At 62.6% G+C, this 25,616-nt stretch carries 24 protein-coding genes; 7 read left to right on the top strand and 17 right to left on the bottom strand.

Going from position 1 to position 25,616, the window contains the following annotated elements:
* Positions 1 to 3: 3 nt before the first annotated feature.
* The 6 genes from AYR66_RS18615 to AYR66_RS18590 form a co-directional block, all read right to left on the bottom strand.
* Positions 4 to 2,175, bottom strand: coding sequence for a chemotaxis protein CheA (locus tag AYR66_RS18615; RefSeq protein ID WP_088708744.1), 2,172 nt, complete (start codon positions 2,173 to 2,175; stop codon positions 4 to 6).
* Positions 2,176 to 2,179: 4 nt separating this feature from the next.
* Positions 2,180 to 2,512, bottom strand: a complete 333-nt coding sequence (locus AYR66_RS18610) for an STAS domain-containing protein (RefSeq protein ID WP_088708743.1) — start codon at positions 2,510 to 2,512, stop codon at positions 2,180 to 2,182.
* Between the two features lie 23 nt (positions 2,513 to 2,535).
* Positions 2,536 to 2,904 (bottom strand): response regulator, encoded by a 369-nt coding sequence (locus AYR66_RS18605; RefSeq protein WP_088708742.1) that lies wholly within the window; start codon positions 2,902 to 2,904, stop codon positions 2,536 to 2,538.
* Positions 2,905 to 2,912: 8 nt separating this feature from the next.
* On the bottom strand, positions 2,913 to 4,085 hold the full coding sequence (locus AYR66_RS18600) for a methyl-accepting chemotaxis protein (protein WP_170942204.1): 1,173 nt from the start codon (positions 4,083 to 4,085) through the stop codon (positions 2,913 to 2,915).
* 8 nt (positions 4,086 to 4,093) lie between these two features.
* The gene (locus tag AYR66_RS18595; RefSeq protein WP_088708741.1) at positions 4,094 to 4,777 is read right to left on the bottom strand and encodes a response regulator transcription factor; all 684 of its coding nucleotides are present in this window, start codon (positions 4,775 to 4,777) and stop codon (positions 4,094 to 4,096) included.
* 71 nt (positions 4,778 to 4,848) lie between these two features.
* On the bottom strand, positions 4,849 to 7,401 hold the full coding sequence (locus AYR66_RS18590; protein ID WP_170942203.1) for a CHASE domain-containing sensor histidine kinase: 2,553 nt from the start codon (positions 7,399 to 7,401) through the stop codon (positions 4,849 to 4,851).
* A 205-nt stretch (positions 7,402 to 7,606) separates the two neighbouring features.
* Between AYR66_RS18590 and AYR66_RS18585 the strand changes: the two genes are divergently transcribed.
* Positions 7,607 to 8,698, top strand: a complete 1,092-nt coding sequence (locus AYR66_RS18585) for a sensor domain-containing protein (protein WP_170942202.1) — start codon at positions 7,607 to 7,609, stop codon at positions 8,696 to 8,698.
* A 63-nt stretch (positions 8,699 to 8,761) separates the two neighbouring features.
* Here AYR66_RS18585 and AYR66_RS18580 read toward each other — a convergent pair whose 3' ends face one another.
* The 5 genes from AYR66_RS18580 to AYR66_RS18560 form a co-directional block, all read right to left on the bottom strand.
* The gene (locus AYR66_RS18580; protein ID WP_088708738.1) at positions 8,762 to 11,074 is read right to left on the bottom strand and encodes a putative bifunctional diguanylate cyclase/phosphodiesterase; all 2,313 of its coding nucleotides are present in this window, start codon (positions 11,072 to 11,074) and stop codon (positions 8,762 to 8,764) included.
* 81 nt (positions 11,075 to 11,155) lie between these two features.
* A complete protein-coding gene (locus tag AYR66_RS18575; protein ID WP_088708737.1) occupies positions 11,156 to 11,728 on the bottom strand; it encodes a putative pterin-binding protein in 573 nt (190 codons plus the stop codon).
* Positions 11,729 to 11,750: 22 nt separating this feature from the next.
* Positions 11,751 to 12,539 (bottom strand): substrate-binding periplasmic protein, encoded by a 789-nt coding sequence (locus tag AYR66_RS18570; RefSeq protein WP_088708736.1) that lies wholly within the window; start codon positions 12,537 to 12,539, stop codon positions 11,751 to 11,753.
* 130 nt (positions 12,540 to 12,669) lie between these two features.
* Positions 12,670 to 12,966: a hypothetical protein gene (locus AYR66_RS18565; RefSeq protein WP_088708735.1), complete on the bottom strand. Its 297-nt coding sequence runs from the start codon at positions 12,964 to 12,966 to the stop codon at positions 12,670 to 12,672.
* 119 nt (positions 12,967 to 13,085) lie between these two features.
* Positions 13,086 to 13,769, bottom strand: coding sequence for a flagellar brake protein (locus AYR66_RS18560; RefSeq protein WP_170942201.1), 684 nt, complete (start codon positions 13,767 to 13,769; stop codon positions 13,086 to 13,088).
* Between the two features lie 175 nt (positions 13,770 to 13,944).
* Here AYR66_RS18560 and AYR66_RS18555 point away from each other — a divergent pair, with 175 nt between their 5' ends.
* On the top strand, positions 13,945 to 14,985 hold the full coding sequence (locus AYR66_RS18555; RefSeq protein WP_088709916.1) for an FG-GAP repeat domain-containing protein: 1,041 nt from the start codon (positions 13,945 to 13,947) through the stop codon (positions 14,983 to 14,985).
* Positions 14,986 to 15,040: 55 nt separating this feature from the next.
* Positions 15,041 to 15,835, top strand: coding sequence for a DUF4198 domain-containing protein (locus tag AYR66_RS18550; RefSeq protein WP_088708733.1), 795 nt, complete (start codon positions 15,041 to 15,043; stop codon positions 15,833 to 15,835).
* Positions 15,836 to 15,857: 22 nt separating this feature from the next.
* On the opposite strand, the gene AYR66_RS18545 is transcribed toward AYR66_RS18550, so the two are convergent.
* Together AYR66_RS18545 and AYR66_RS28485 are read right to left on the bottom strand one after the other, a co-directional pair.
* The gene (locus tag AYR66_RS18545) at positions 15,858 to 16,049 is read right to left on the bottom strand and encodes a hypothetical protein (RefSeq protein WP_088708732.1); all 192 of its coding nucleotides are present in this window, start codon (positions 16,047 to 16,049) and stop codon (positions 15,858 to 15,860) included.
* A 160-nt stretch (positions 16,050 to 16,209) separates the two neighbouring features.
* A complete protein-coding gene (locus AYR66_RS28485; protein WP_141104108.1) occupies positions 16,210 to 16,569 on the bottom strand; it encodes a hypothetical protein in 360 nt (119 codons plus the stop codon).
* Positions 16,570 to 16,582: 13 nt separating this feature from the next.
* Here AYR66_RS28485 and AYR66_RS18540 point away from each other — a divergent pair, with 13 nt between their 5' ends.
* Together AYR66_RS18540 and AYR66_RS18535 are read left to right on the top strand one after the other, a co-directional pair.
* Entirely contained in the window at positions 16,583 to 17,257 is a 675-nt protein-coding gene (locus AYR66_RS18540; protein WP_170942200.1) for a methyltransferase domain-containing protein, read from the top strand.
* A 74-nt stretch (positions 17,258 to 17,331) separates the two neighbouring features.
* The gene (locus tag AYR66_RS18535; RefSeq protein ID WP_088708730.1) at positions 17,332 to 17,568 is read left to right on the top strand and encodes a hypothetical protein; all 237 of its coding nucleotides are present in this window, start codon (positions 17,332 to 17,334) and stop codon (positions 17,566 to 17,568) included.
* Here the strand turns inward: AYR66_RS18535 and AYR66_RS18530 are convergent, their stop codons facing one another.
* Together AYR66_RS18530 and ettA are read right to left on the bottom strand one after the other, a co-directional pair.
* Positions 17,569 to 17,979, bottom strand: coding sequence for a hypothetical protein (locus AYR66_RS18530; RefSeq protein WP_088708729.1), 411 nt, complete (start codon positions 17,977 to 17,979; stop codon positions 17,569 to 17,571). It lies immediately after the preceding gene.
* A 98-nt stretch (positions 17,980 to 18,077) separates the two neighbouring features.
* Positions 18,078 to 19,745 carry an energy-dependent translational throttle protein EttA gene (gene ettA / locus AYR66_RS18525; RefSeq protein ID WP_088708728.1) on the bottom strand — a complete coding sequence of 556 codons (1,668 nt, stop codon included), beginning with the start codon at positions 19,743 to 19,745 and terminating at the stop codon, positions 18,078 to 18,080.
* A gap of 239 nt (positions 19,746 to 19,984) precedes the next feature.
* Between ettA and AYR66_RS18520 the strand changes: the two genes are divergently transcribed.
* A complete protein-coding gene (locus AYR66_RS18520) occupies positions 19,985 to 20,593 on the top strand; it encodes an OmpW/AlkL family protein (protein WP_088708727.1) in 609 nt (202 codons plus the stop codon).
* 52 nt (positions 20,594 to 20,645) lie between these two features.
* Here AYR66_RS18520 and rarD read toward each other — a convergent pair whose 3' ends face one another.
* Positions 20,646 to 21,518, bottom strand: a complete 873-nt coding sequence (gene rarD, locus AYR66_RS18515) for an EamA family transporter RarD (protein WP_088708726.1) — start codon at positions 21,516 to 21,518, stop codon at positions 20,646 to 20,648.
* Between the two features lie 148 nt (positions 21,519 to 21,666).
* Between rarD and AYR66_RS18510 the strand changes: the two genes are divergently transcribed.
* The gene (locus AYR66_RS18510) at positions 21,667 to 22,353 is read left to right on the top strand and encodes a Crp/Fnr family transcriptional regulator (RefSeq protein WP_088708725.1); all 687 of its coding nucleotides are present in this window, start codon (positions 21,667 to 21,669) and stop codon (positions 22,351 to 22,353) included.
* Between the two features lie 3 nt (positions 22,354 to 22,356).
* Here the strand turns inward: AYR66_RS18510 and AYR66_RS18505 are convergent.
* Positions 22,357 to 25,616: hydantoinase B/oxoprolinase family protein (locus AYR66_RS18505; RefSeq protein ID WP_088709915.1), on the bottom strand; the 3,260-nt coding region annotated here is incomplete at its 5' end.

The raw sequence follows: 25,616 nt of genomic DNA, 5'->3' as shown, positions 1-25,616 counted from the left end.
GCGTCAGGCGATGGCCAATGTATTGCCGGCATTGCCCGGCTGGCTGTTGATCGAAGATTGCTGGACGAGTGCGGGGACATCCAGGATCAGCGCGACTTCGCCGCTGCCGAGGATGGTCGATCCGCTGATGCACTTGATCCCGCCGAACATCTTGCCGAGCGGCTTGATCACGGTCTGGAATTCGCCGAGCAGCGTGTCGACGACCAGACCGGCCTTGCGGCCCGCGTGCTTGAGCACCACGATGTTCTCCCGCTTGGACGGCGCGCCCTCGACATCGAACAAGTCGCGCAGGCGGATGAACGGCAGCACCTGGCCGCGCAGGTTGGTGTAATCGTGTCCCGGTTCGGCGGAGTAGGCGACGCATTCCTCGATCATGTCGAGCGGGATTGCAAACACCGACTTGCCCACTTCGACCAGGAAGCCGTCGATGATGGCCAGCGTCAGCGGCAGGCGGATGGTGACCGTGGTGCCCACGCCTTCCGCCGTCTGCACGCCCACCGTGCCGCGCAGCGCGGTGATGTTGCGCTTGACCACGTCAAGGCCGACGCCGCGGCCCGACAGGTTGCTGATCTGGTCGGCGGTGGAAAAGCCGGGTTCGAAAATGAGCTTGTAGACGTCCTCGTCGGCGAGGTGGTGGCCCGGTTCGACCAGGCCGCGTTCGATTGCCTTGGCGAGGATCTTTTCGCGCTTGAGTCCGCCGCCATCATCGCTCACGGAAATCACGATGCTGCCTGAGTCATGGCAGGCATCCAGCCTGACCGTGCCGCGTGCCGGCTTGCCGCGCGCCATGCGCACCTCGGCCGGCTCGATGCCGTGGTCCATCGCATTGCGCACCAGGTGGGTCAGCGGATCGCCGATCTTTTCCACCACGGTCTTGTCGAGTTCGGTATCCACGCCGTCGACTTCCAGCGCGATGTCCTTGCCGATTTCACGCGCGACGTCATGCACCACACGCTGGAAACGGTTGAAGGTGGCCCCGATCTTCACCATGCGCAGCTGAAGCGCGCTGTCGCGCACGCTCTCGACCAGGCTGGTGACTTTGGACATGCTTTCCTGCAGCTCGCTGGCATGGGCGCGGCGCGCGATCAGGTTGGCGCTGGCGCCGGCGATGATAAGTTCGCCCACCAGGTTGATCAGCTGGTCGAGCTTGTCTGCATCGACGCGGATCGACTTGCTTTCCTGCGCGTGCGTTTCGCGCATCTGCTTCTGCTTGGTCAGTGCGGCTTCCACCACTTCCGGCTGCACGGCGCGCTGCTCGATCAGGATCTGGCCCAACGGTTGCGAGGTGTCGGCGTCGGTCTGCGTGTTGAGTGCTGCATCCAGCTCGTTGGCAGTAATGGTGCCGCATCGCATCAGCAGTTCGCCGATGCGCGTGGTTTCCGTCGGAATTTCGCGCAGCAGGCGCACATAGTCGGACAGGCGGCTCTTCGGCGGCAGGATGCGCAGGCGGCAATCCTCGCGCACGAAGTCGAACACATTCTCGATCGTGGTCTTGTCGGCATCGCTGCGGAACGCGATTTCGTAGCCGAGATAGCAGCATTCCGGATCCATGTCCGCTGCCTCCGGGATGCCATCGGGCAGGGTGGCAATGCCGACAATGGTGCCCAGCGTGCCGAGGTAGCGGATGAAGGACAGCGGGTCCATGCCGTTCTTCAGCACGTCCCGCCCGAAACGCAGGGAAATATGCCAGTGGTCGGATGCAACGGTGTCGCCATCGAGGCGCTCCACCTCGGGCGGCTCCTGCGCGACCAGCGCCGGCGCGGCGGCGGGCGCCTGTTGCACGGGAGCGAGATAGGTGCGCAGCTTGTCGAGCAGCGGCAGGCCGCGCTCGGTGTTCTTGTCGTCCGCTTCCATCTGCCCGGCCGCGACCGTGTCGACCAGCGTGCCGATATGGTCGCCGCAGGCCAGCAACAGGGATACGAGCTGGTCATTGATGTCGAGCTTGCCGCCGCGCACATGGTCGAGGACATTTTCCACCACGTGCGTGAACGAGACGATATGGTCCAGCCCGAACAGGCCGGAGGAGCCCTTGATGGTGTGGGCGGCGCGGAAGATCGCGTTCACGTTTTCGCTGCGGTCTTCCGTCTGCTCGATGGCGAGCAGCGCGTTCTCCATGTCCTCCAGCAGTTCCTTGCTTTCGGCGATGAAGGTTTGCAGTGCCTGGTCAAGATTCATTGCGTTATCTCGCGGAAGGGTTGGAGGAGAGCGGCGGGATGACGAGCGGGTCGCCGAAGAAAGTACCGAGGTTGAGCAGTTCGAATACGTCGACCACGGCCGGGCTGTGGTTCACCAGCCGCAGGTCGCCGCCGCGCTGCTGTGCCGTCCTTTTCGCCAGCATCAGCAGCTGCAGTCCGGCCGTATCCATTTCCGTCACGCCGGACAAGTCTGCTTCCAGCGTGCCGCCTTCGGGCAGGGCAGCCATCAGCATCTGCTTCAGGTCGGCTGCCTTGTAGATGTTCATTTCACCTTCGAGGCGCAACAAGGCCCCCTTCTGCGTTGCGGCAGAATCCATGTGAGTCTCCGGTTTTCAATTAGTTAGGGCAGGCAGAGCTTTTGTACGGCGCTCAGCAATTGGTCGGATTTGAAGGGTTTGACCATCCAGGCGCGTGCCCCGGCTGCCTGGCCTTCACGTTTCTTTGATTCTTCCGATTCCGTCGTCAGCATCAGGATCGGCGTGAACTTGTAGTTGGGAAGCTGTTTCACTTCCTTGAGGAAGGTGATGCCGTCCATGACCGGCATGTTGACGTCACTGATGATCAGGTGGACTTTCTGTCCGGTGAGTTTGGACAGCGCATCCTTGCCGTCGCGGCCTTCGATTACCGTATAGCCTTCACCCTTGAGCGCAATGCTGACCACCTGCCGCATTGAAGCGGAGTCGTCCACGATCATGATGGTCTTGCTCATACAACCTCCTAAAAAAATGTGATCTCGCCGTCGTCGCGCGCCGCTACTTTTTCACCGCGATGCACCGCACGCTGGTCCGACATGACGTAGTTCTTGTTCATCTCGACCAGCAGGGGCGCCGCGTCGAGCGGCTGCAGTTCGCCGCCGGCGCAGAACGGCTCGGCGTGCTGCGCAAGGTAGACAGGCAGGTGGTCGATGTTGGCTTTGACCTGTGTCAGGATCTGGTTGACGCGGTCCTGGAACTGCAACTGCACCAGCGCCTGTCCGATCTCGTCCTTGATGCCGACGCTTTCGTCCTTGAGCAGGCGGCTTGATTCCTGCAACGCATCGGTGATGCGGCGGAATTCATCCAGCACGGTGTTGATCGTGTTTTCGGATTCCAGCATCGCGCCGTCTTCCTGGCGCACGGAGTCTTCCGCTGCCTTGCAGGTGGACATGATGGCTTCGCTGATGATTCCCACCTTTTCGGCGATGTGCCTGCCGGTTTCGCCCGACTGGTTCGACAGCATGCGGAATTCCTTGGCGACCACCGCGAAGCCGCGTCCCAACTCGCCGGCACGCGCCGCTTCGATGGCGGCATTGAGCGCGAGCAGGTTGGACTGCGCGGCAATCTTCGCGACTTCCGCCGCCATGTCCTGCAGCTCGACAATGAACTTGTCCAGGCCTTGCACCTTCTCCAGCATGACGGTCATGCTGTTCATGGCCATGCGCTGCGACGCAACCACCTCGCCGAGCTGCGTCTTGCTCTGGTCGAACACGCCGATCAGTCCACTGCCGCGATCGTCGATGGAACCGGTCGCCATGCCTGCGGAATGCACTGCCTGGTCGAGCTGGTCGACGATGCGGCTGAAATCCTGTGCCAGTTCCGAGATCGCCGATTCCATCTGTTCGCGCGAAGTCTCGATGTGACCGGTCCACACGGGAACGATTTGTTCGCTGAATTCCTTCTGCGACCGGACGTAGACGGCGACGGAATCACGGAACGCAGCATGGTTCTGCTTCAAGCGCAATGACGCCGTCGCGCCTGCGGTAGCAAGGACCGCCGCGACGATGCCGCCCGTCCAGCTCAGTCCGCCGGTGGCCAGGGTGGCGATGCCTCCCGCGATGCCCAGTGCTGCCGGGTAGAACAGGTGGACGTTGTGTCGGTCAATGCGTTTCACTGCTGACAATGCGGTATGCATGCTGTACTTCAGGTGAGGTTGATGGCGACGGACAGGCTGTAGCCTTCGCCGTAGGCGCTGCGCAGCGGAAGCTCGGCGCCGATGGCGGCTTTCACTTTCTTGCGCAGGCGGTAGACGAGCATGTCCATCTTCTTGGTGTCTTCGTACTGGTCGCCGCCGAGGCCGATCATCAGCGAATCGCGCGGGATCGGTTGCGTGGAAAGGGCCAGCATGTGCAGCAGCTTGAATTCCTTCTCGGTCAGGTCGATAGCGTCCTGACCGGCCATCTGCAGCTGGCGCTCGCTCTTGTGCAGCGACCATGCCGGCGGTTCTTCATCCTTGGCGCGCGTGCGCACGCGGCGCGACAGCGCCTCGATGTGTGCTGCCAGCTCGGGGAACTTGATCGGTTTGGTCAGGTAATTGTCGGCGCCGAGATGCAGGCCGAGGATGCGGCTGTCCAGCATGACGCGCGCGGTCAGGACCAGGACGCCGGTATACGGATACAGCTCCCGCAGGCGAGGGATGATGTTGAACCCGGAATCGTCGGGCAGGCCGAGGTCGAGCAGGATCACGTCGGCATGACCCTGGCTGAGGGTGGTCCACATCGATTCGGCGGTGCCGCTGACCCTGACCTCGTGCCCGTTCTCGGCGAGGTAGTCGGCGACGTCCTCGGCGTACGAGAGGTTGTCTTCAACAATGACGATGGAAGCCATGGTATTCGTGTTGTGTTGGCATCAGAAGTTCTGCATTACTTGCATTGTAGAAAAGCGGGACGGGGTGAAAACTATCCAATTCTCACCACGCCGGTCAGCGCATTGCGGACTTTCGCGGGCAGCCAGATCGTGAAGCGGGCGCCGCCGCCGGGGCGGTTGATGGCAGTCAGCGTGCCACCGTGCAGTTCTACAACCGCACGCGCAAGATGCAGGCCGAGGCCGGACCCCGACTCGCGCGCCGCGGAACGACCGCGGAAAAATTTGTCGAAGATGCAAGGCAATTCGTCGGCGTCGATTCCGGCGCCGTTATCTTCGACGACCAGTTCGATGCCGCCCTGCGGCGCATTGCGCCCCATGAGATCGATGCTGCTGCCGGGCGGCGTGTATTTGACCGCGTTGTCGGCGAGGATGCGCAGTGTCAGTTGCAGGCGGTCGGCGTCGCACAGGAAGGTATCGGGCAGCTCCGACGCATCGACCGTGATCGCATGGTCCGCCGATAGCGCCCGCGCCGATTCCGCGCATTCGAGCAGCATCGCCAGCGGCGACGCCTGGCTCAGGTGCAGCCCCTGACCTGCATTGTCGAGACGTTCCTGCGTCAGGTAGTCGTCCAGCAGGCCGGTCAGGCGATCCACCGATTTCTCGATCTTCACCAGGCGTTTGCGTGTCGCCTCATCGGCATGTCCTGCAGTCGAGATCAGTCGCTGCACCGCGCCGTCGATGGTCGCAAGCGGCGTGCGGAATTCATGGGAAACCATGGAGACGAAGCGCTGCTGCTCTTCCTGTGCCTTGCGCCGTGCCGAAATGTCGCGCGACACGCCGATCAACGTGCGCGGGATATTGTCCTCGTCGCACAACAGCGTCGATTCGACTTCCACCGGGATCATCCTGCCGTCCTTGTGTTGCTGGTCGATTTCCTTCACTTCGCGTCGCTGGGACTCGTCGCCATTCATGAAGCGCCGGATGCGGTCGTGCAGGCGATGCCCCATCTTCGGCATGTTGCCCGCAGCGGCAGGAGCGGGCGCGCGCCCCGCATTCCTGTGAAAGGCGATCACCTCTTCCGGCGTGTAGCCGCGCTGCCGCTGGATCGAAGGACTGATGTAGGTGAAGTTGAGCGTGTCGGCATCCATCATCCAGATCACGTCGCCGGTGTTCTCGGTGATCAGGCGGTAGCGTTCCTCGCTGCAGCGAAGCGCCATTTCGGCCTGCTTGCGCGCGGTAATGTCGTGCAGGATCACGTAGATCATCACGCGGCGCTTGTAGTCGAGCGTGCCGGCGTACAGCTCGACATCGCGTATCTCGCCGCTGGCCAGGCGATGACGGCTTTCGAAGCGCGACACCACGCCTGCGGTGACCTGCTGCATGAGGGCGTGGATGCCGTCTTGCGGCGACGTGTCGATTTCCTCGATGCGCATCATGCGCAGTTCCGCCAGCGTGTATCCCCAGAATGCCGACGCTGCGATGTTGGCATCGACAATCCGGCCGTTGGACGGATCGAGCAGGAAGGCATTCGACGCGCCGTCCTCGAACATCTGCCGGTAACGCCTTTCACGCTCGAACAATTCTTCGTTCATCTCGCGCGCAGCCTTGATTGCACGCGAGCGGCTTCCAACGAGCTGCCAGGTAAGGATGGCCAGCAGGATGCTGATCCCCGCGCCGAACCATGCCTTGACGTTATCGCTCTTGTCGCGCCGCGCCTCGAAGGCGGGCATGGATCGCAGCGCAACAGTCCAGATGCGGTTGGCGATCTGCAGCTTTGCCTCCGCCTGGTAACGTCCCGGTTCGCTGCCGGCGTGCATGGGCCAGCTGTTGTTGTCGAGCATGAGGTCGTTCGGCGTCATCCGCTCGCCATCGTAGATCTCGACATCCAGTTCGCGCCCGATTTCGGCTGTGACCGCGTGCATCAGGCTTTCGATCCGGATCGGCGCGCCAACCCAGCCTATATGAACATCGCGCCGGACCGCAGGATCGTACCGGTGCACCGGGATGTACATGGTGACGCCCGGGCTGGACCGGTGTGCCACGTCCTCGTCCAGCGTGTGGCGCGCGGAAACGGCAATGCTGCCGGGGTCGAGCGCGGACTCCATGGCGGCGCGGTGCAAGGGGACGGTGAAGAGGTCGAAGCCGACCGGTTGCGGGACACCGCCATCGACCGTAACACTGTACGTGACCGGCCCATGGAGCGGTATGTCCATCTCCGGCTCGATGGCAAAGCCGGCGTGGCCGCGCTTGCGCATGCCTTCGGCAAAGCGCGCCTTGTCTTCATGCGGTACCGCACTGATGAATGACACTTCGTGGATTCCCGGATGGGTGCGTTCCAGTTCGAGCTTGCGCACATAGGTTTCAAACTCGATCCGGTCTACATCCGCAGACGAGGCGAACAGGCCGGCCGTTCCGCGCAGGACATTCTGGTACGACCCGATGCGCTCTTCGATATTGTCGAGCACTTCATGCATGTGGACGTCGAAATCCTTCTGCATCGCCCGGTCGGCATTGCGCCGGTCGCTGTACCAGACGTCGGCGGTGACAGCGAGAGACAGTGCCAGCACTATCCAGGGGAGCAGCTTGTTGATCAGCAAACGCGGGCCGAAGGCTGGCGCGCGATCGCCGGCGCGAATGGCGGTCATCGGGGGCAGGGGTGCTTGGGAGGAATAACCGAGTGTAGGCGTGCCCGCGGCGGCATCCCAATGACGTGCGTCAAGCATTTCCCGGGGTTGTCAGATCGGCATCTGGACGGATCTGGCTTGATTGTCAATGCTATTTGAACGCAGAAAAGGTAGGATACCGGTCTTTCTACGTATTAATACCGAAGCGGCTGGCGATCCCGGCAGCATGTCAGGAGGCCGTATTCTTACCGCCAGCAACCAGCCCAGCCCGGAAGACGGGAGCGACGCCCTCCTTCGCCAGACCCTGCTGGAATACCAGGCCATCCTCGACAATGCCTCGGTTGGCATCACATTTACCCGCAAGCGCCGCTTCCTGCACTGCAACCAGCGGTTCTCGGAAATGTTCGGCTGGTCCAGCGACGAATTGCGCGAGCTTCCGACTGAAATCCTGTACCCGTCGCAGGAAGCCTACGAAGCGCTGACGCGGACGGCGCGCCCGGTCCTCGGCAGCGGCGAGCGGCTGGACCTGGAAATCGAGATGAAGAAACGGGACGGCGGCACGTTCTGGTGCCGCATGCTCGCAAAGACCATTGACCCGCACGATTACAGCAAGGGCACGATCTACATCACGGAAGACATCACGGAGCGCAGGAATGCGCAGGAAGCCTTGCTGCGCGCGCGCGACGAACTCGAATTGCGCGTCCAGGAGCGCACCGCCGCCCTCGAAATGGCCAACGCGCGCCTGCACGCCGAAATCCAGGAACGCAAGATGGCCGAGCAGCAGATCCGCTATCTCGCCAACCATGACGCGTTGACCGGGCTGCCCAACCGGCGCCTGCTGGAAGACCGTCTCGAACAGGCGATAGAAATGGCGCGGCGAAATGTGCACCAGGTGGCGGTCCTGTTCATCGACCTCGACCGCTTCAAGCCCGTCAACGACCTTTTCGGGCACCGCGTCGGCGACCTGCTGCTGAAAGCGGTCGCGGTGCGGCTGCGCTCTTTGCTGCGTGCCGTCGATACCGTATCGCGCGTTGGCGGCGACGAATTCGTCGTTGTGTTGCCGGAAATGCAATCGGCCGTGGCGGCATGCGAAACGGCACAGCGCATACTGCTCGCGCTTGCGCGTCCCTACAGCGTCGACGGCCATGAACTGCGCGTTACTCCCAGCATCGGCATCAGCCTGTTTCCTGCCAACGGTATCGATGCCGATTCATTACTCACCGCTGCGGACACCGCGATGTACCGCTCCAAGCACACGGTACGCGGCAATTTCCAGCTCTACCAGCCCGATATGCGTGCCACGGGCGTAGAAGCCTGACGGGTTCTCGCGATGCTTTGGTGAGCGACAAGCTCGCAGGGTGAAGCGTGGGTGAGGCAGTCCTCACACAGGCGCGTGCGCGTGCACAAGCAGTTCCCGGAAGGTGTCAGCCGGAACGGGCGGGCTGCGCAGGAAGCCCTGGTACATGTTGCAGCCGGTGCTCTGCAGGAATGCAAGCTGGCCTTCATGCTCGACGCCTTCAGCGAGGACCTTGAATCCGAGTGTCTGTCCCATCGCCACGATCGCCGCGGCAATGGCGCCATCATCCTTGCGGTGCGGGATGCCGTCGATGAATCCCTTATCGATCTTGAGCACGTCGAGCGGGAAGCGCTTGAGGTAGGTGAGCGAGGAGTAGCCAGTCCCGAAGTCGTCGATGGCCAGGCGCACGCCGATGTCCCGCAGGCGGTTGAGTAGCGTAACCACGTCCTGCTCGCGCTCCATCAGCGCGCTTTCGGTCAGTTCCAGCTCGAGGCAGGTCGGCGGGAATCCGGTCTCCTGCAGGATGCGCGCAACGGTGTCACCGATATCGCTGCGCAGGAACTGCCGGGGCGAGATATTGACGGCGAGGGTCAGCGGCGGCAAGCCGGCATCGATCCATTTCTTTCCCTGCAGGCAGGTATGGCGCAGCACCCATTCTCCGACGTCGGCAATCAGGCCGGTGCTTTCGGCCACCGGGATGAAGCGTGACGGCGGGATCAAGCCTTCCTTCGGGTCCAGCCAGCGCACCAGGGCTTCGGCGCCGACGATACGCCCGGTGGCGATATCGACCTGCGGCTGGAAGTAGACCCGAAGCTCGTCCTGTTCGACGGCGCGGTGCAGCCGGGCTTCGAGATCGATGCGTTCGCGCGCGGCGTAGGTGAGGTTCTGCGTGAAATAGCGGAAGCAGCCCCGGCCTTCCTGTTTCGCCCGGTACAGTGCGGCATCCGCGTGCTGCAGCAGGTCATGCGTGGTCGTGCCGTGGTCCGGATAGATGCTGATCCCGATACTCGTGCCGGTGCGGACTTCCACGCCGTTGGGCAGGGTCCACGGCTGGCCCAGCGAAGCGATGATGTCGTTGGCAACCAGGGCGGCGTCTTCGGGATGCGCAATTTGCGTCAGCAAGATCGCGAATTCGTCGCCGCCCAGCCGTGCCACCGTATCCATGCCGCGCAGCCGGCCGCTCAGGCGCCCGGCCACCTGCTTGAGCAGGGCGTCGCCTGCGCTGTGGCCAAGGCTGTCGTTGATGTCCTTGAAACGGTCGAGGTCCAGCATCATGAGCGCGACGCGTGCGCCGTCGCGCTGCGCGGCGCGCAAGCCATGTTCCATGTGGGAGACCAGGAGCAGCCGGTTCGGCAGATGGGTCAGCGCATCATGGTGGGCAAGGAAATCGAGTTGCGTCTCGGATGCCCGCAAACGCGAAATGTCGGCAAAAACGCCGACATAGTTGGTAACGGTACCCGCGTCGTTGCGCACTTCGCTGATGCTCAGTAATTGCGGATAGATTTCGCCATTCTTGCGCCGATTCCAGATCTCGCCCTGCCAGTGGCCTGCCGTTCCCACGCTGGACCACATCTGGCGGTAAAAATCGTTGTCGTGCCGGCCCGAACGCAGGAAGTCGGGACGCCTGCCCTTGACCTCGTCTTCAGCGTAGCCGGTGATGGTGGTGAAGGCCGGATTGACCATGGCGATGCGGCGCTCCCCGTCGGTGACGATCACGCCTTCGCGCGTCGTCTCGAAGACGGCCGCCGCCTGCCGCAGGCGTTCTTCGGCGCGGTTGCGCTCCGTGAGGTCGGTGTTGGTCCCCGACACCAGGATGGCGGCGCCGTCGGCATTGCGCTGGACCATGTAGCGCGACAGGACCGGGACATAGTGGCCATCCTTGTGGCGCAGCCTGACCTCGATCGAAAAGCCCTGGGTGGCATTGGCCATCGCATCCTGGAATCCGCGTTTTGCGGCGGCGACATCGTCCGGGTGCATGAGCCGGTGCCAGAGGCGGGTATCCGATGGCATTTCGTCGGGGGCATATCCCAGCATTTCCCAGCAGCGCGGTGAATAGAACGCCTCGCCGCTTTCAAAATTCCAGTCCCACCAGCCGTCGCTGGAGCCGCGCAGTACGCGTTCCAGGCGTTCCCGGTAATGCGTGGAGACGGCCAGCGCCTGCTGCAGCGATGCCTGCCAGCGCCGGATCAGCAGGTACAGGAGCAGGCTGGTGACGGCGATGAAGAACATGCCCTTGAGCGTGCTGGCGCTCTCGAAATCGGCCGCATTGGAAAACAGGAAACCGAGCACCCGGTCGGATGACCAGATCCATATGGCAGCAAACAGCGCATACAGGAGCACGATGCCGGCCGGCGTGGGCGCGCGTCGCTTGTCGGCTCGTACGGGCGGCTTGTTCATGCGCTGCTGGAGGTGGAATGGGGAGTAATCAACTATATCAGCTATTGCCCCGGCGCAAAACGACTGCAGCGGCCTGCCCTGCTATTGCACCTCGATGTGGTACAGGCCCCACGGGCAATTGCCGAAACGCGCATTGAGCGGACGCGCCGCCATGTCCGGGAAGCGGTCGGCGTCGTACACCGCCCACAGGGGCCCAAGGCCGCCCAGGGGCATCGGGCGGTCATCGAGATGCGTGGCAATGATGAACCGATACTTTCGGATGTCAGCAAGGGTGACCGCCGGGGCATAGCCGTCGATGGCCCGCATGACGAGCGCAGCCTGTTCCCGCTGCACGCCGGCCGCCTTGAGCACCTCGGCCAGCAGCGGGCCGCGCAGGACATGCGGCTTGCCGTCGTATTCGAGGGTGGGGCGGATCGTTACCGCGGGCAGGGCGGCCAACGCGGCGAAGTCGAACGCGTGGCCCTTGTCAAACCGGACACCTTGCTTTGCCATCAGCTGGTCGAGCGCCGGATCGAGTGCGCCGCGGTTGCCGCGGCCAATGGCACCGGTGATGGTGAGGAGGGCGGGAGAGGGGGCAGGGCGGGCGGCGCTGGCCGGACTCGCTGCAGTGACGGTGCCGAGCGCGGTGACGGTGAGGAACTGGCGTTTGTCCAAATGAATATCCTGTTCGGGCGGTTCAGGGTTCGTAGGTTTCGTTGTACTTTTTGTAAATCGCGGCGTAGGTGCCGTTCTTGCGGATCTTCTTCAGGCCGGCATTGAACGCCTCGCGCAGGGCGGGGTCGTGGAACACTGCCTTGCGGGCGCTCGGGCTGAAGATCGTGTGGTGCACCAGCGGCTGGGTGGTATCGATCGAGGATTCCACCTGGCGGTTGAGATAGCGGAAGATGAGCCGGTCGCCGACCACGACATCCACACGGCCGGTGTACAGCAGCCGGTTCTGCGTAATCTGTTGCGGATGTTCCTTGTAATCGCGGTGGCGCTCCGCGAGTGCCTTGAAATCCGGCCCGAGGATGAGGCTGGCATTCTGGAACGCGGCGATCGAATACTGCTCGAGGTCAGCGATGCCGCGCAGGCGGATGCCGCGGCTCGCCAGCGTGGTGGCGACATTCTGGTAATGCATGTAGGTGTCGGAAAAATGCCCCGTGCCGCCGATGCCTTCATCCACTGTCAGCATGCCGTCGAGCATGCCGGCGCGCATCAACGCCAGCGCGCGCGCCGGCGGCAGGTGCTGCGCCACCATCCGGTAGCCGCCGGCCTCCAGTGCCTTTTCCGCGATCTCGTATTCGATGCCCCCCTGGTCCGGGCCCATGATGTAGGGCGGTTTGGTCAGGCCGACGCCGATCCGTATTTCCGGCATCGACGCCGCAGCCGTGCCCGCTGCCAGCGCAAGCACGCCCGCAAGCAGCAGTCGCCGCATCGGCATTGGCATCGTGGAAGCGTGGCGGAAGGCGACTTTGAAGGGCATGTGTCTGGACCGGTCGTGCCGCACATCCTGGGTGCGGTACAGAGGAAACAGAAACGATTATAGGGCCGTTGCGTTACACCCTGCATTGCAATTTGCGGCGAGAAGTGCCGTGCACCGTGAAGGTGCGGAACTACGTGGTTCGCGCAGCCGCCCGCGCGGAGGAACAGCGGGCCGTGAGGCCATAGGCGAGCACGGTAAGTTGCGCCACGATATTCAATCCCGCGACGGCGGCGATGAGCACATTGCCGACAACGCAAAGGGCGTAGGCGATCGTGATGGCCGCGATAAGGATCCATCCGCTCCATGACAGGAGCGAAATCGAGGCACGCGACGCTGGATCGCGATGGTAACGGAGGATCTGGGGGATGTAGAGTGCGGACGCCGCGATTCCCGACGCGCCGTACAACAGGCTTAACAACTGTTCCATGGTGTTCTGTGCCGTCCTGGCAGCGGACGGATGAACACGATTGTATGCGGGAATGCCGGCGGGAAACTGCTTTCCGGAACAGGTAGCGACGCCTCGTCGCGTCCGGACAACAAGGATTGTCAAGGCGGCACGGTGTTTTCAGCTTCGTACAGGTAATGCTGCAGCATGAACTGCTCGTTCTCGGTCATGCCGTCGAAATGGATGCCGGTGCCGTGCCGGGGTTCAGTGCGCTTGCCGTTGGCACCGAGCTGGCGGCAGCTGCGGATGATGGCATCGGCCTGGATGCGCACTTCCTGGTTGGTCGGTTTGACGCGAAAGGCGAAGCTCACACTGATGCGATCTCCAGGCACGCCCAGTTCCGAGCCGGAAGCAATGAAGGCACCGGAAATGCTGAGGTCGGTCAGCGTTGCTGCCGCTGGCTGGGCGTTGTCCACACGGGCACGCACTTCCGCCTGCAGGTTGACCTTCACGCGCGGCGCCTGGCGCAAGGGCGTGCTTTCTATCTCTTGCGGAAAGCTCAGATGCATGTAGAAGCGCGGCGCGAGAAGGACCGATTCGATGGTGCACGAGAAGGTGTACACCGACACGCCGGAAAATACGCGTACGGTGACGCGCTCGCCTTCCTGCATGGGTACGGTCAGGCCGTTCTCGACCGGGATTTTCACCAGCAGGTATTCGCCCGCTACATAGCCGATCAGCGACGAGAAATAGGACGCCTGGCCGGGCCGTCCAAGGATCAACTGAAGTCGGACACCGACCGGCAGTTTCATGTCTTCAAAGCTCAGGCGGTGAGGTGCGTTCATGGTGGCGAATGTTGATGGAAGGTAACTATTGGTCGCTCCAAGGTCATTACACTCTGCAATCTGTCGTGGCACCATCCCATATCCATGGGGGAGATGCCGCGCTGCCGCTTGACTGGCATCAAGTTTGTTGGAAACCGGCCGTTACAAAGCCTATGTCGTCTCGACGAGGCCTGCCATGAAGATTGACTCCTCCACCTTGCAGCTTGATTCCGCGCATCGCTCCATGCAGCGCACTGAAGTTCGCGAAAGCCTGCGCGCATGGATAGGCAATGAGCCGCCGCCGGAAGAAGGTGGCGAGGTCGTGTCGATCTCGGCGGCCGCGCGCGCGGCCGCTGCCGCGCCGCCTCCGCCTCCGGCCGAAGCCCAGGGTATCGAGAGTGCAATCGAGAATGCGGAAAGCGACCCGGTCCTGTACTTCATCAAGCTGGTGGTCGAAATGTTGACCGGCATGCAGATGAAGACAGTGTCGGCGCAAGATATGCCATCCAATCCTCCAGCCAAGGAACACGCCGCTCCGGAAAACATCGCCGCTGCGCCGCCCGCACGGGCCGGTTTCGGCATCGCCTACGACCGTCACGAAGTGCGGGAGGAGACGGAACTGTCGACCTTCCAGGCGCAAGGCATCATCCGCACTTCCGACGGCAAGGAAATCAGCCTGGAGCTCGATCTCTCCATGTACCGCAGTGTCCGCGAGGAGTCGTCCGTGTCGCTGCGCGCCGGCGACGCGGTGCGCAAGGATCCGCTGGTCATCAACTTCGATGGAACGGCGGCGCAATTGCAGGAGCGCAGGTTCCGCTTCGATATCGACGGCGACGGCAAGACAGAGCTGGTGCCGCTGCTCGCCGGCAACCGCGGCTATCTCGCGCTCGACCGCAACGGCAACGGCAAGATCGATTCAGGCAAGGAGCTGTTCGGAGCGTCGGGCGACGGTTTTGCGGAACTGGCGGAGTTCGACAGCGATGGCAACGGCTGGATCGACGACAACGACCCGGTCTTTGCGAAATTGCGCGTGTGGATGCAGGACGATAAGGGTGGCGGCACGCTCGAGACGGCGAAGTCGCATGGCGTCGGCGCGCTTTACCTCGGGCGTGCGCAGACACCGTTCGCGCTAAATGGCGCGGAGAACCAATCCCTTGGCGAAATACGCAGCACCGGAATCTATCTTGCCGAAAACGGCAAGGCGGGCACGCTGCAGCAAATCGACGTCATGGTCTGAATCCGCAAGGCCTGCCGGTCCGTAGAATAGGTCATCGACCTTTCACGGACATGCAATGAAAGCACGCACACGCCTTGCCTTTGCGGCATCGGCATTCCTGTTTCCTGTGTTCGCTGTAGCACACGAATTCTGGCTGCGGCCTGAACCGTTCACGTTGCCTCCCGGCGGAACGAGCGTGGTGAGCATGTTCGTCGGCGAGTATTTCGAGGGCGAGCGCATCGGTGTGACGCCCGGCCATGCGGCGAGCATGCGCGTCCTTGCTTCCGGGGGAGAGGCAACGATGCAGCTCGAGCCGCCTTCCCTGAAGATGCGCTTCACGCATGCCGGCACCCACGTGATTGCCTTCGACAGCGCGCCCAGCACGATTACACTCTCCGCAGACAAATTCCACGCCTACCTGCACGACGAAGGCCTCGATGCGGTCATCCGCCAGCGCGAAAGGGACGGCACGGCGCAGGAGCCGGGCCGCGAGCGCTACCGCCGCCATGTGAAGTCCCTGCTCAAGGTTGGCCGGAGTGACGGCGCCTACGCGCAACGCACAGGCCAGCGACTCGAGATCCTCCCCTTGGAAGATCCGCTCTCGGCATCACCCGGCAGTACGGTTGGGTTTCGTCTGCTGTTCGACGGCCAACCCTTGCCGGACACGCTGGTGAAGGCGTGGCACCGGAAAGGCGGCCAGACACTGGTGATCCGCGCGCGCAGCGATGCTGGCGGCTATGTGCGCTTCACCTTGCCCCATGCGGGACCATGGATGATCAGCACCGTGCACATGGTGCCCGCTGCCGGCACTCCTGACGCCGACTGGGACAGCTTCTGGGGCAACCTGACCTTTGAACTGGCGCGACGGTAGACACGAGGACGCGGCTTGCCCGTCAGCCTCCAAAGTAGGGCTGGAAGGAGCTGTCCATCCGTTCAAAGGCTGGATTGAAATTCGGACGATAGGTATTGTCGGTACCCGGGCCGCTACCGCTTGCGCCGCTCGAATACCCGGAACTGTTCATGCGGCCCATGCCGGAGCAGCCGGCGGTCAACATGATGATCAGGACACACAGGATCTTCTTCATGACTTGCCTCCAATGAAAGTGCCATAAGGCCTCCCTGGTTGCGCGCACGTTCACTATAGAGCCGCACTTCCCGAATCACCAGCGAAGAATGGTGCGGTGCATTAGAACTTGAGACAGCTCAACGGCCTGTTCAAAAGCCGACCCTGGGGCGAACTGAAGCTCAAACCAGTTCAAGCAATACGCCGTTGGCGGCCACCCGGCACATGCTGTCGATGGGCATGACACGCGTGCGGCCGGTCGCTTCTTCAATAAACAGCCAGTCGCCGGCAATGCCGGTCACAACACCGCGGAATTTCATGAGCAATTCAGAATCGCACTTCTCCGTTACACGGCGCCTGAATGCCACAGTGTCACCTACACGAATGTTCAGCATCTTTCTCTCCGGAATATTGACGGCCGGATAGACAGCTTCCTCGCGACAATGTTCCGTTAAGTAAATATGCAATGCGGTGGGGCCGCTTCCTTGTGTTTCCACAACCAACGGCATGGCGGTGCATTGAATAATTGCATCAATGGCCATGTCAGGAGGGAGAATGTTGAAGCATGCAGCGCAACCGGAATACAGTAGCGTTCCGGCCCGTGGTGTCATCGAGAAAATCCTGTCGTCGCAGCGCCGCAAGCTGTTCGATGCCTTCATGGCATTCAAGCAGGAAGCGCCGGAGGGCAGCGTGCTCAACCTCTACATGAAACCGACCACGCTGTTCGACAACACCGACTACCTGTCCGCATGGAGCGACTTGCCGGACAGGATGCGGATCACCGCCTGCGAAATGGAACCGCCGGCCATCTCGCGCAAGGCACCCGACACGCGGCTGCCGTATCCTGACGGTGCCTTTGACTGGGTGTTCTGCAATGAAGTCGTCGAGCACAGCGGCAGCGCCGAGCGCCAGTACGCACTGGTGGCCGAGCTGTTTCGCGTCGCCCGCAGGGGCGTCTTCCTCACGACTGCCAACCGGCGTCACCCGATCGAATTCAAGTCCCGCCTTCCATTCCTGCACCTGCTGCCGGAGGCCGCATGGCGGCGCCTGCTGAAGTGGTCGGGCAAGGGGAAGTGGGCTTCCGTCGGCATGCTCAACCCGATCGATGCGCCTGCGCTGTACCGCTTCGCCAGCCTGTTGCCGGGCAAGCCCGAACACGATGTCGGCCACAAGCGCGTGTTCGGCGTGAAGGCGCATTTCTTCCTAATGATTCGAAAGAGGAAGGCCTGAAGTTTCCTGTCCGCATCGCAATTTCGGACCGCGCAGGCTAGGCTGTAAGGATCGCCGACCATCCGGGACACATCATGCAGACGACCTTCAATGCCTCGCCCTCGGGACAGGCCATCATCCAGAACACCACTGCCGCCGGCATCGAAAAGCTGGTGGTCAACCTGCACCCCGGCAACGACTCCGTCATCGATATCCAGATCAAGGAAGAGACGCCGGGCGACGGCATGCTGGTGTCCAGCACCATCTCGATCAACCAGGATGGCATGCAGAAGCTGGTGGAGTGGCTGCGCGACCAGGGTGCCATTCAATAGTCAGTTGCGCTGCTCGAAGTCCTGGATATCCCGCTCCAGCGAAGCCAGGCAATCGAAGGCAAGGTCGAGCACATTGATGGAGGCGTCGACCGGGTTGTCCCACGCATCGCGCGCGGCGACGGCTGCGTTGTAGTGCTGCAGCGCGGCTTGCAGTGCTATCGTCTGCGGCGACACGCCGCCCGCCTGGCCAAGACGGATCTCCGAACGGAACGCAGAGATGAGCGCATCCATCTTTCGCCCAATCACGCGCAGGTTGAACGCGAGGACGATGGCGTGCACGTCAGGATCGTAATGCGCAGTGCCAAGCGCCTGCTGCCGCTCATGCATGCGGCGCGCAAAATCGAGCGCATCCTCCACGGCGCGGTAGCGCGCGTAGAGCGGCCCGGGTGGGAATAGCAGGGTGACCGGCATGCCGGTTAGACAGCCGGCTCGTGGATAAATGCGATCGGCGCGTCACTAACAAAAAGGCCCTCCATGCGGGAGGGCCCTTCACGCAACGCGATGGTCGATCAGCGCGTGACCGGCTTGTACCGGATACGCTTCGGCTTCGCGCCTTCTTCGCCAAGTCGCTTGATCTTGTCCGCTTCGTACTCCTGGTAATTCCCGTCGAAGAACACGACCTTGGAGTCGCCTTCGAAGGCCAGGATGTGCGTTGCGATACGGTCGAGGAACCAGCGGTCGTGCGAGATCACCATGACACTGCCGGCGAATTCGAGCAATGCATCTTCCAGCGCGCGCAGGGTTTCCACGTCGAGGTCGTTTGACGGTTCGTCCAGCAGCAGCACGTTGCCGCCCATGAGCAGGGTCTTGGCGAGGTGCAGGCGGCCGCGTTCACCACCAGACAGGTTGCCGACGATCTTTTGCTGGTCGCCACCCTTGAAGTTGAAGCGGCCGAGATAGGCGCGCGACGGCATTTCAAAGCGGCCGACGGTCAGGATATCGGCGCCGTTGGAGACGTCTTCAAACACGGTCTTCTTGTTGCCGAGGTCTTCGCGCGACTGGTCGACGAGCGACAGCTTGACGGTCGGGCCGACCACCACTTCGCCGCTGTCCGGCTGCTCCTTGCCCGCGATCATCTTGAACAGCGTCGATTTACCGGCACCGTTGGGGCCGATGATGCCGACGATCGCGCCGGCGGGAATCTTGAAGCTGAGGTCGTCGATCAGCAGGCGGTCGCCGAAGGACTTGGACACGTTCTTGAACTCGATGACTTCATTGCCCAGGCGCTCGGCGACCGGGATGAAGATTTCCTGCGTCTCGTTGCGCTTCTGGTATTCGTGTTCGCTCAGCTCGTTGAATCGGGCGAGACGCGCCTTGCTCTTGGCCTGGCGGCCCTTCGGGTTCTGGCGCACCCATTCCAGTTCCTTCTGGATGGTCTTCTGGCGCGCGGATTCGCTCGCTTCTTCCTGCTTCAGGCGGGCTTCCTTCTGTTCCAGCCAGGAGCTGTAATTGCCCTTCCATGGAATGCCGTGGCCGCGGTCCAGTTCGAGAATCCATTCGGCGGCGTTGTCGAGGAAGTAGCGGTCGTGGGTGATGCCGACCACCGTGCCGGGGAAGCGCTGCAGGAACTGCTCCAGCCATTCGACGGATTCCGCATCGAGGTGGTTGGTAGGTTCGTCAAGCAACAGCATGTCGGGCTTGGACAGCAGCAGCTTGCACAGCGCGACGCGGCGCTTCTCGCCGCCGGACAGCACGCCGATCTTGGCATCCCAGGGCGGCAGGCGCAATGCGTCAGCCGCCATTTCGAGCTGCTGGTTGAGTGTATTGCCATCGGAAGCAGCGATGATCGCTTCGAGGCGCGCCTGCTCTGCCGCTAATGCGTCGAAATCTGCATTCTCGTCCGCGTACGCCGCGTACACGGCGTCGAGCTTGGCTTGTGCCTCAAACACTTCGCCCAGCGCCGATTCAACTGCCTCGCGCACGGTCTGTTCCGGATCGAGCTGCGGCTCCTGCGGCAGGTAACCGATGTTCAGGCCCGGCATCGGCACGGCTTCGCCTTCGATGTCCTTGTCGATGCCGGCCATGATCTTGAGCAGGGTCGACTTGCCCGAGCCGTTCAGGCCGAGCACGCCGATCTTGGCGCCGGGGAAGAAGGAGAGCGAAATGTCCTTGAGAATCTGGCGCTTGGGCGGGACGATCTTGCCCACGCGGTTCATGGTGTAGACGTATTGAGCCATGGAAAATCCGGGTGCGATGAAAAAGGAAGAGTGCAAGGATACCCGATCAAGGTGGGCAACGGGGCGGCGTCGGGCGCGGAGCGGCGCACGGTATCACAAAATCGGAAAAACTCCATTGACCAGAAATAATCCCATTCGAACGTCATGGTTATTATTTGATCTAGGTCAACGTTTTTGCTGCACCGCAGGAATACAGTCCCCGGCGGTACTTACACAAGCCAACCTTAAGGGGAAAAAAGATGAAAAAAACCGCAGCTATCCTTGCCCTCGCAGCCCTCGGTATTGCCTCCCAGGCAATGGCTCAGCAAAGCCCGTGGCAGGTCCGCGCCCGCGCCGTGAACATCAACACGGCCGACAAGTCCGACCCGGTCGGTGGCACCGGCCCGGCTGACCAGATCACCGTCAGCAACAAGACCATCCCGGAAGTCGACATCACCTACTTCCTGACGCCGAACATCGCAGCCGAACTGATCCTGACCTATCCGCAGAAGCACAAGGTCTACCTGTCCGGCACCCAGATCGGCACCTTCAAGCACCTGCCGCCGACCCTGACCGTGCAATACCACTTCGCGCCGGCCGCGCAGATCAACCCCTACGTTGGTGCTGGCGTGAACTACACCCGCATTTCGAACGTCAATCTGCTGGGCGGTACCGGCGACCTGGAGAACAGCAGCTTCGGCCTGGCCCTGCAAGCCGGCGTGGACTTCAAGCTCGACAAGAACTGGTCGATCAACCTGGATGTGAAGAAAGTGCAGATCCGCAGCGACGTGTTCGTCGGCGGCGCGAAGGCAAGCGCGGTCAAGGTTGACCCGCTGCTGGTGGGCGTCGGCCTCGGCTACCGCTTCTGATCGAACATCAGGACAACCCAAGGGCAAAGCCGGTCGCAAGACCGGCTTTTTTTTATTTGGACTTCCAGTTCTGCCACAGGCCTTCGGCAGTGTAGACGGCCAGCGCGCTCCAGATCAGCGCAAAACCGGCCAGGCGGGCCCCGCCGAAGGGTTCGTGATACAGCCACACACCCAGCAGCAGTTGCAGGGTCGGGCCGATGTACTGCAGCAGGCCGAGCAGCGACAGCGGGATGCGCCGCGCGCCCGAGGCAAACAGCAGCAGCGGGATGGCAGTGATCGGGCCGGCGGCGGCCAGCAGCCATTGCGACGTCGTCGACGCCGTCGTGAAATGATTCTGCCCCTGCGCCGTCAGCAGCGCGAGGTAGCCGGCGGCCAGCGGAAACAGTAGCAGTGTTTCCAGCGCCAGTCCTTCCAGTGCGCCGAGCGCGGCGGTCTTGCGCAGCAACCCGTACAGCGCGAAGGTGGTTGCCAGCAGCAGCGCGATCCACGGCAGTTTGCCGCCATGCCATGTCAGCCATGCCACGCCGAAGGCCGCGATGCCGACCGCCACCCATTGCACCGGCCGCAGGCGCTCCCGCAAGATCAGCATCCCGAGCAGCACGTTGAACAGCGGATTGATGAAATAGCCGAGGCTGGAATCAACCACATGGCCGTTGTTCACCGCCCAGATATAGATAAACCAGTTGGAGGACAGCAGCAAGGCGCTCGCCGCGAAACCGGCCAGCACCTTCGGCTGTTTGATGACCGCGCCCAGCCAGGCCCATTGCCGGCGGAACGCGAGTACGCCGGCCACGAACACGAGCGACCACACCATGCGGTGCAGCAGGATTTCCAGCGGCGGGATTTCCTGCAGCGATTTGAAGTACAGCGGGAACACGCCCCACAGCGCATAAGCCGAGGCGGCATAGAGGATGCCAGGATTCATATCGTTTGGATTGAATTGGAGGACACGCACCCGGTAGGGTGCAGGCGGCGGCCGGGGACATTATCCCAGCAATCGGCAAACGGCGTGTGGTGGCAGGCCGAAGCGCAAACGGATATGATCGGAGCCCACCCCGGACACAAAGCACGCAATGACAACGCCATCCGAGACCCTCGTCGACATCCTCAGGCGCGCCGCGTGGGCGCAGTCGCTCACACCAGAACAGATGGCGCGCGTCGAGTCCGATATCACGGAACGCTTCGTGCCCGCCGGCGGCTATGCGTGCCGCAAGGGCGAACCCGTGAACCACTGGATCGGCACCATCGACGGCCTGCTCAAGATGAGCAGCGTCTCCCCCGAAGGCAAGATCATCACTTTCACCGGCGTGCTCGGTGGCGCCTGGTTCGGTGAAGGTTCGCTGCTCAAGGACACGCCGCGCCAGTACGATGTGATCGCGCTGCGCGACACGCGTCTTGCGCTGATGCCGCGTGCCACTTTCCATTGGCTGCTCGACAGCAGCATCGCATTCAACCGCTTCGTCATGACGCTGCTGAATGAGCGCCTCGGCATGTTCATCTCGCTCGTCGAGTACGACCGCATGCTCGACACGACTGCGCGCCTGGCGCGCTGCCTCGCCGCGCTGTTCAATCCGCACCTGAATCCGGGCATCAGCCCGCAACTGAAGATCTCCCAGGAAGAACTCGGCTACCTGTGCGGCGCGTCGCGGCAGAGGGTGAACGGTTCGCTGAAGGCGCTGGAAGAGGCCGGCCTGGTCAGCGCCGGGTATGGCGGCATCACCATCCTCGATCTTGAAGGCTTGCGTACCTTCCAGTCGTAACGCTCACGTGTCCGTGCCGTAGCCGCCGCCACCCGGCGTCTCGACGACAAACACATCACCCGGTTCCATCACGGTGCTCGCCACGAAACCCAGCTCTTCCACGCGCCCGTCCCCGCGAACCACGTAGTTGCGGCCGCATTGCCCGGCGCCGCCGCCTGCGGCGCCGAAAGGCGGAACGATACGGTTGTTCGACAGGATGGACGCGGTCATGCGTTCCAGGAAGCGCACCTTGCGCACGCCGCCGTCGCCGCCCTTCCACTTGCCGCGCCCGCCAGAGCCGTGCCGGATTTCATAGCTCTCCAGCCGCACCGGAAAGCGCCACTCCAGCACTTCCGGATCGGTCAACCGCGAGTTGGTCATGTGCGTCTGCACGACTGAAGTACCGTCGAAACCGGGACCCGCGCCCGAGCCGCCGGAAATCGTTTCGTAATACTGGTAGCGTTCATTGCCGAAGGTGAAGTTGTTCATCGTGCCCGGCGCGCCGGCCATGACACCCAATGCGCCATATAGCGCATTCGTCACGCAGCTCGATGTCTCGACGTTGCCCGAGACGACGGCCGCCGGATAGCGCGGATTCAGCATCGAGCCTTCGGGGATGATGACCCGCAGCGGCTTCAGGCATCCCGCATTCAGCGGAATGTCGTTGTCGACCAGCGTGCGGAAGACATACAGCACTGCCGCCATGCAGACCGACGAGGGCGCGTTGAAGTTGTTCGGCAGCTGCGGCGATGTGCCGGTGAAATCGATCTCTGCACTCCACGCGGCAGAATTCACGCGCACCGCGACCTTGATGACTGCGCAATTGTCGAGGCGGTATTCGTAGCTGCCATCCTTCAGCGAGGTGATCACGCGGCGCACCGATTCCTCCGCGTTGTCCTGCACATGCCGCATGTATGCCTGGACCACATCGAGGCCGAACTGCTCGACCATCTTCAACAGCTCATCGACGCCTTTCCGGTTCGCGGCAACCTGCGCCTGCAGGTCGGCCAGGTTCTGTCGGACATTGCGCACCGGGTATTTTCCGGAAGAGAGCAGGGCAATCGTCTCCTGCTCCAGGAAGCGGCCACCCTTGACCAACTGGAAATTATTGATCAGTACACCTTCTTCCTCGACCACGGTGCTGTTCGCCGGCATCGAACCCGGTGTCATGCCGCCGATGTCCGCGTGGTGACCGCGCGACGCGACGTAGAAAAGCACCTGTTTTCCTTCCGCATCGAAGGCTGGCGTGATTACTGTGACATCCGGCAGGTGGGTGCCGCCGTGATAAGGATCGTTCAGCATGTACACGTCGCCGGGTTGCATCGACGCGGCGTTCTCGCGGATCACGGTCTTGATGCTTTCCCCCATCGATCCAAGGTGCACCGGGATGTGCGGCGCATTCGCGATCAGGTTGCCCTGTTCATCGAAAACCGCACAGGAAAAGTCGAGGCGTTCCTTGATGTTCACCGACACTGCCGTGTTTTGCAGGCGCAGGCCCATCTGTTCGGCGATCGCCATGAAGAGATTGTTGAAGACCTCAAGCATCACCGGATCGGCGCGGGTACCGATGGCCTTGCGCTGCGGGCGCGCCGCGATGCGTTGCATGACGATCTGGTCCTGCGCCGTCACCTCCGCCTGCCATCCGGGTTCCACGACATTGGTCGCATTCTTCTCGGCGATGATCGCCGGGCCTGCGACGATGTCGCCCGGCCGCATGTCTTCGCGCCGGAAGAGGGCTGTGTCGTGCCATGCGCCGCCCGAAAACAGGCGCACGGTTGCGGTGGTGCGTAATGGCCCTTCGCGCGGTGGCAGCGGGGCTATGTGCTCCGCCGTCTGTCCCGACGCGCCGACCGCTTCCACGGACACCGCCTCGGCAACGAGGTTCTTGCCTTCCATCAGGAAGGCGTAGCGTTGCTTGTACGCACGCTCGAACGCGGCCCGCATCGGTTCGATCCCGGCGAACGGCACGACAATCGCCGAATCGGTGCCTTCGTAACGCAGATGCACCCGCTCCAGCAATCGGATGCGGGAGGCGTCGACGTCTTGTGCCAGCAAGTCCGCGCGCGCTTCGCTACCCAGCTGCCGCAGCGTATCTTCAAGCGTCGTCATTACGTTCGGTGCGAGGATGGCTTCCAGTGCCTTCTCCCGCATGGCCGTCTGGTCGGCCAGCCCCATGCCATAGGCAGACAGCACACCGGCGAAGGGATGGGCGAACACGCGCGTCATGCCCAGCGCATCGGCCACCATGCACGCATGCTGCCCGCCCGCGCCGCCGAATGTCGCCAGCGTATAACCGGTAACGTCATGTCCGCGCTGGACCGAGATGAACTTGATCGCATTGGCCATGTTGCCCACTGCGATCTCGATATAGCCTTCGGCCACTTCCTCGGGCGTCCTGCGGTTGCCGGTCGCGCGCCAGATCTCGTCCGCTAGCGCGGTGAATTTTTCCACCACGGCGTCGCGATCCAGCGGCTGGTCGGCATGCGGTCCGAACACCGCCGGAAAATACGCGGGCTGGATTTTCCCCAGCATGACATTACAGTCGGTGACCGTGAGCGGGCCGCCGCGCCGGTAGCTCGCCGGCCCCGGATTCGCTCCCGCGCTGTCGGGCCCCACACGGTAGCGCGTGCCGTCAAAATGCAGGATGGACCCGCCGCCTGCGGCCACCGTGTGGATGCTCATCATTGGTGCGCGCATGCGCACGCCCGCAACCTGCGTCTCGAATTCCCGCTCCAGCTCACCGGCGTAATGGGATACATCCGTCGAGGTGCCGCCCATGTCGAACCCGATCACCTTGTCGAACCCCGCCGCGCTCGCCGTACGCGCCATGCCCACGATGCCGCCCGCCGGTCCTGACAGGATCGAATCCTTGCCCTGGAAACGGTGCGCGTCGGTCAGCCCGCCATTCGATTGCATGAACAGCAGGCGCGCTCCCTGCATCTCGTCCGCCACCTGGTCCACGTAGCGCCGCAGGATCGGGGAGAGATAGGCATCGACCACCGTGGTATCGCCGCGCGCCACTAGCTTCATCAACGGACTGACCTTGCCGGAGAGCGACACCTGCGTGAACCCGACGTCACGCGCGATACGCCCGATCGCTTCTTCATGCTGCGGATAGCGGTAGGCATGCATCAGCACGACCGCGACCGAGCGGAATCCCTTGTCATGCAGCGCCTGCAAATCGCGCCACACCCGAGCCTCATCCAGCGGCTGGACGATGTCGCCGTGCGCTCCGATACGTTCGTCGACTTCCACCACCTCGCCGTATAGCAGTTCGGGGAGCA

It is taken from the genome of Noviherbaspirillum denitrificans (assembly GCF_002211445.1).
In the GTDB taxonomy this organism is placed as follows: Bacteria; Pseudomonadota; Gammaproteobacteria; order Burkholderiales; family Burkholderiaceae_D; genus Noviherbaspirillum; species Noviherbaspirillum denitrificans.
Note: the sequence above shows the minus strand (reverse complement) of the source record. Positions and strands in the feature narration are given on the sequence as shown.

Bases quoted from the DNA above. Each gene is read 5' to 3' on its own strand.
- AYR66_RS18615 (WP_088708744.1), bottom strand. From the start codon at position 2,175: ATGAATCTTGACCAGGCACTGCAAACCTTCATCGCCGAAAGCAAGGAA.
- AYR66_RS18610 (WP_088708743.1), bottom strand. From the start codon at position 2,512: ATGGATTCTGCCGCAACGCAGAAGGGGGCCTTGTTGCGCCTCGAAGGT.
- AYR66_RS18605 (WP_088708742.1), bottom strand. From the start codon at position 2,904: ATGAGCAAGACCATCATGATCGTGGACGACTCCGCTTCAATGCGGCAG.
- AYR66_RS18600 (WP_170942204.1), bottom strand. From the start codon at position 4,085: ATGCATACCGCATTGTCAGCAGTGAAACGCATTGACCGACACAACGTC.
- AYR66_RS18595 (WP_088708741.1), bottom strand. From the start codon at position 4,777: ATGGCTTCCATCGTCATTGTTGAAGACAACCTCTCGTACGCCGAGGAC.
- AYR66_RS18590 (WP_170942203.1), bottom strand. From the start codon at position 7,401: ATGACCGCCATTCGCGCCGGCGATCGCGCGCCAGCCTTCGGCCCGCGT.
- AYR66_RS18585 (WP_170942202.1), top strand. From the start codon at position 7,607: ATGTCAGGAGGCCGTATTCTTACCGCCAGCAACCAGCCCAGCCCGGAA.
- AYR66_RS18580 (WP_088708738.1), bottom strand. From the start codon at position 11,074: ATGAACAAGCCGCCCGTACGAGCCGACAAGCGACGCGCGCCCACGCCG.
- AYR66_RS18570 (WP_088708736.1), bottom strand. From the start codon at position 12,539: ATGCCCTTCAAAGTCGCCTTCCGCCACGCTTCCACGATGCCAATGCCG.
- AYR66_RS18565 (WP_088708735.1), bottom strand. From the start codon at position 12,966: ATGGAACAGTTGTTAAGCCTGTTGTACGGCGCGTCGGGAATCGCGGCG.
- AYR66_RS18560 (WP_170942201.1), bottom strand. From the start codon at position 13,769: ATGAACGCACCTCACCGCCTGAGCTTTGAAGACATGAAACTGCCGGTC.
- AYR66_RS18555 (WP_088709916.1), top strand. From the start codon at position 13,945: ATGAAGATTGACTCCTCCACCTTGCAGCTTGATTCCGCGCATCGCTCC.
- AYR66_RS18550 (WP_088708733.1), top strand. From the start codon at position 15,041: ATGAAAGCACGCACACGCCTTGCCTTTGCGGCATCGGCATTCCTGTTT.
- AYR66_RS18545 (WP_088708732.1), bottom strand. From the start codon at position 16,049: ATGAAGAAGATCCTGTGTGTCCTGATCATCATGTTGACCGCCGGCTGC.
- AYR66_RS28485 (WP_141104108.1), bottom strand. From the start codon at position 16,569: ATGGCCATTGATGCAATTATTCAATGCACCGCCATGCCGTTGGTTGTG.
- AYR66_RS18540 (WP_170942200.1), top strand. From the start codon at position 16,583: ATGTTGAAGCATGCAGCGCAACCGGAATACAGTAGCGTTCCGGCCCGT.
- AYR66_RS18535 (WP_088708730.1), top strand. From the start codon at position 17,332: ATGCAGACGACCTTCAATGCCTCGCCCTCGGGACAGGCCATCATCCAG.
- AYR66_RS18530 (WP_088708729.1), bottom strand. From the start codon at position 17,979: ATGCCGGTCACCCTGCTATTCCCACCCGGGCCGCTCTACGCGCGCTAC.
- ettA (WP_088708728.1), bottom strand. From the start codon at position 19,745: ATGGCTCAATACGTCTACACCATGAACCGCGTGGGCAAGATCGTCCCG.
- AYR66_RS18520 (WP_088708727.1), top strand. From the start codon at position 19,985: ATGAAAAAAACCGCAGCTATCCTTGCCCTCGCAGCCCTCGGTATTGCC.
- rarD (WP_088708726.1), bottom strand. From the start codon at position 21,518: ATGAATCCTGGCATCCTCTATGCCGCCTCGGCTTATGCGCTGTGGGGC.
- AYR66_RS18510 (WP_088708725.1), top strand. From the start codon at position 21,667: ATGACAACGCCATCCGAGACCCTCGTCGACATCCTCAGGCGCGCCGCG.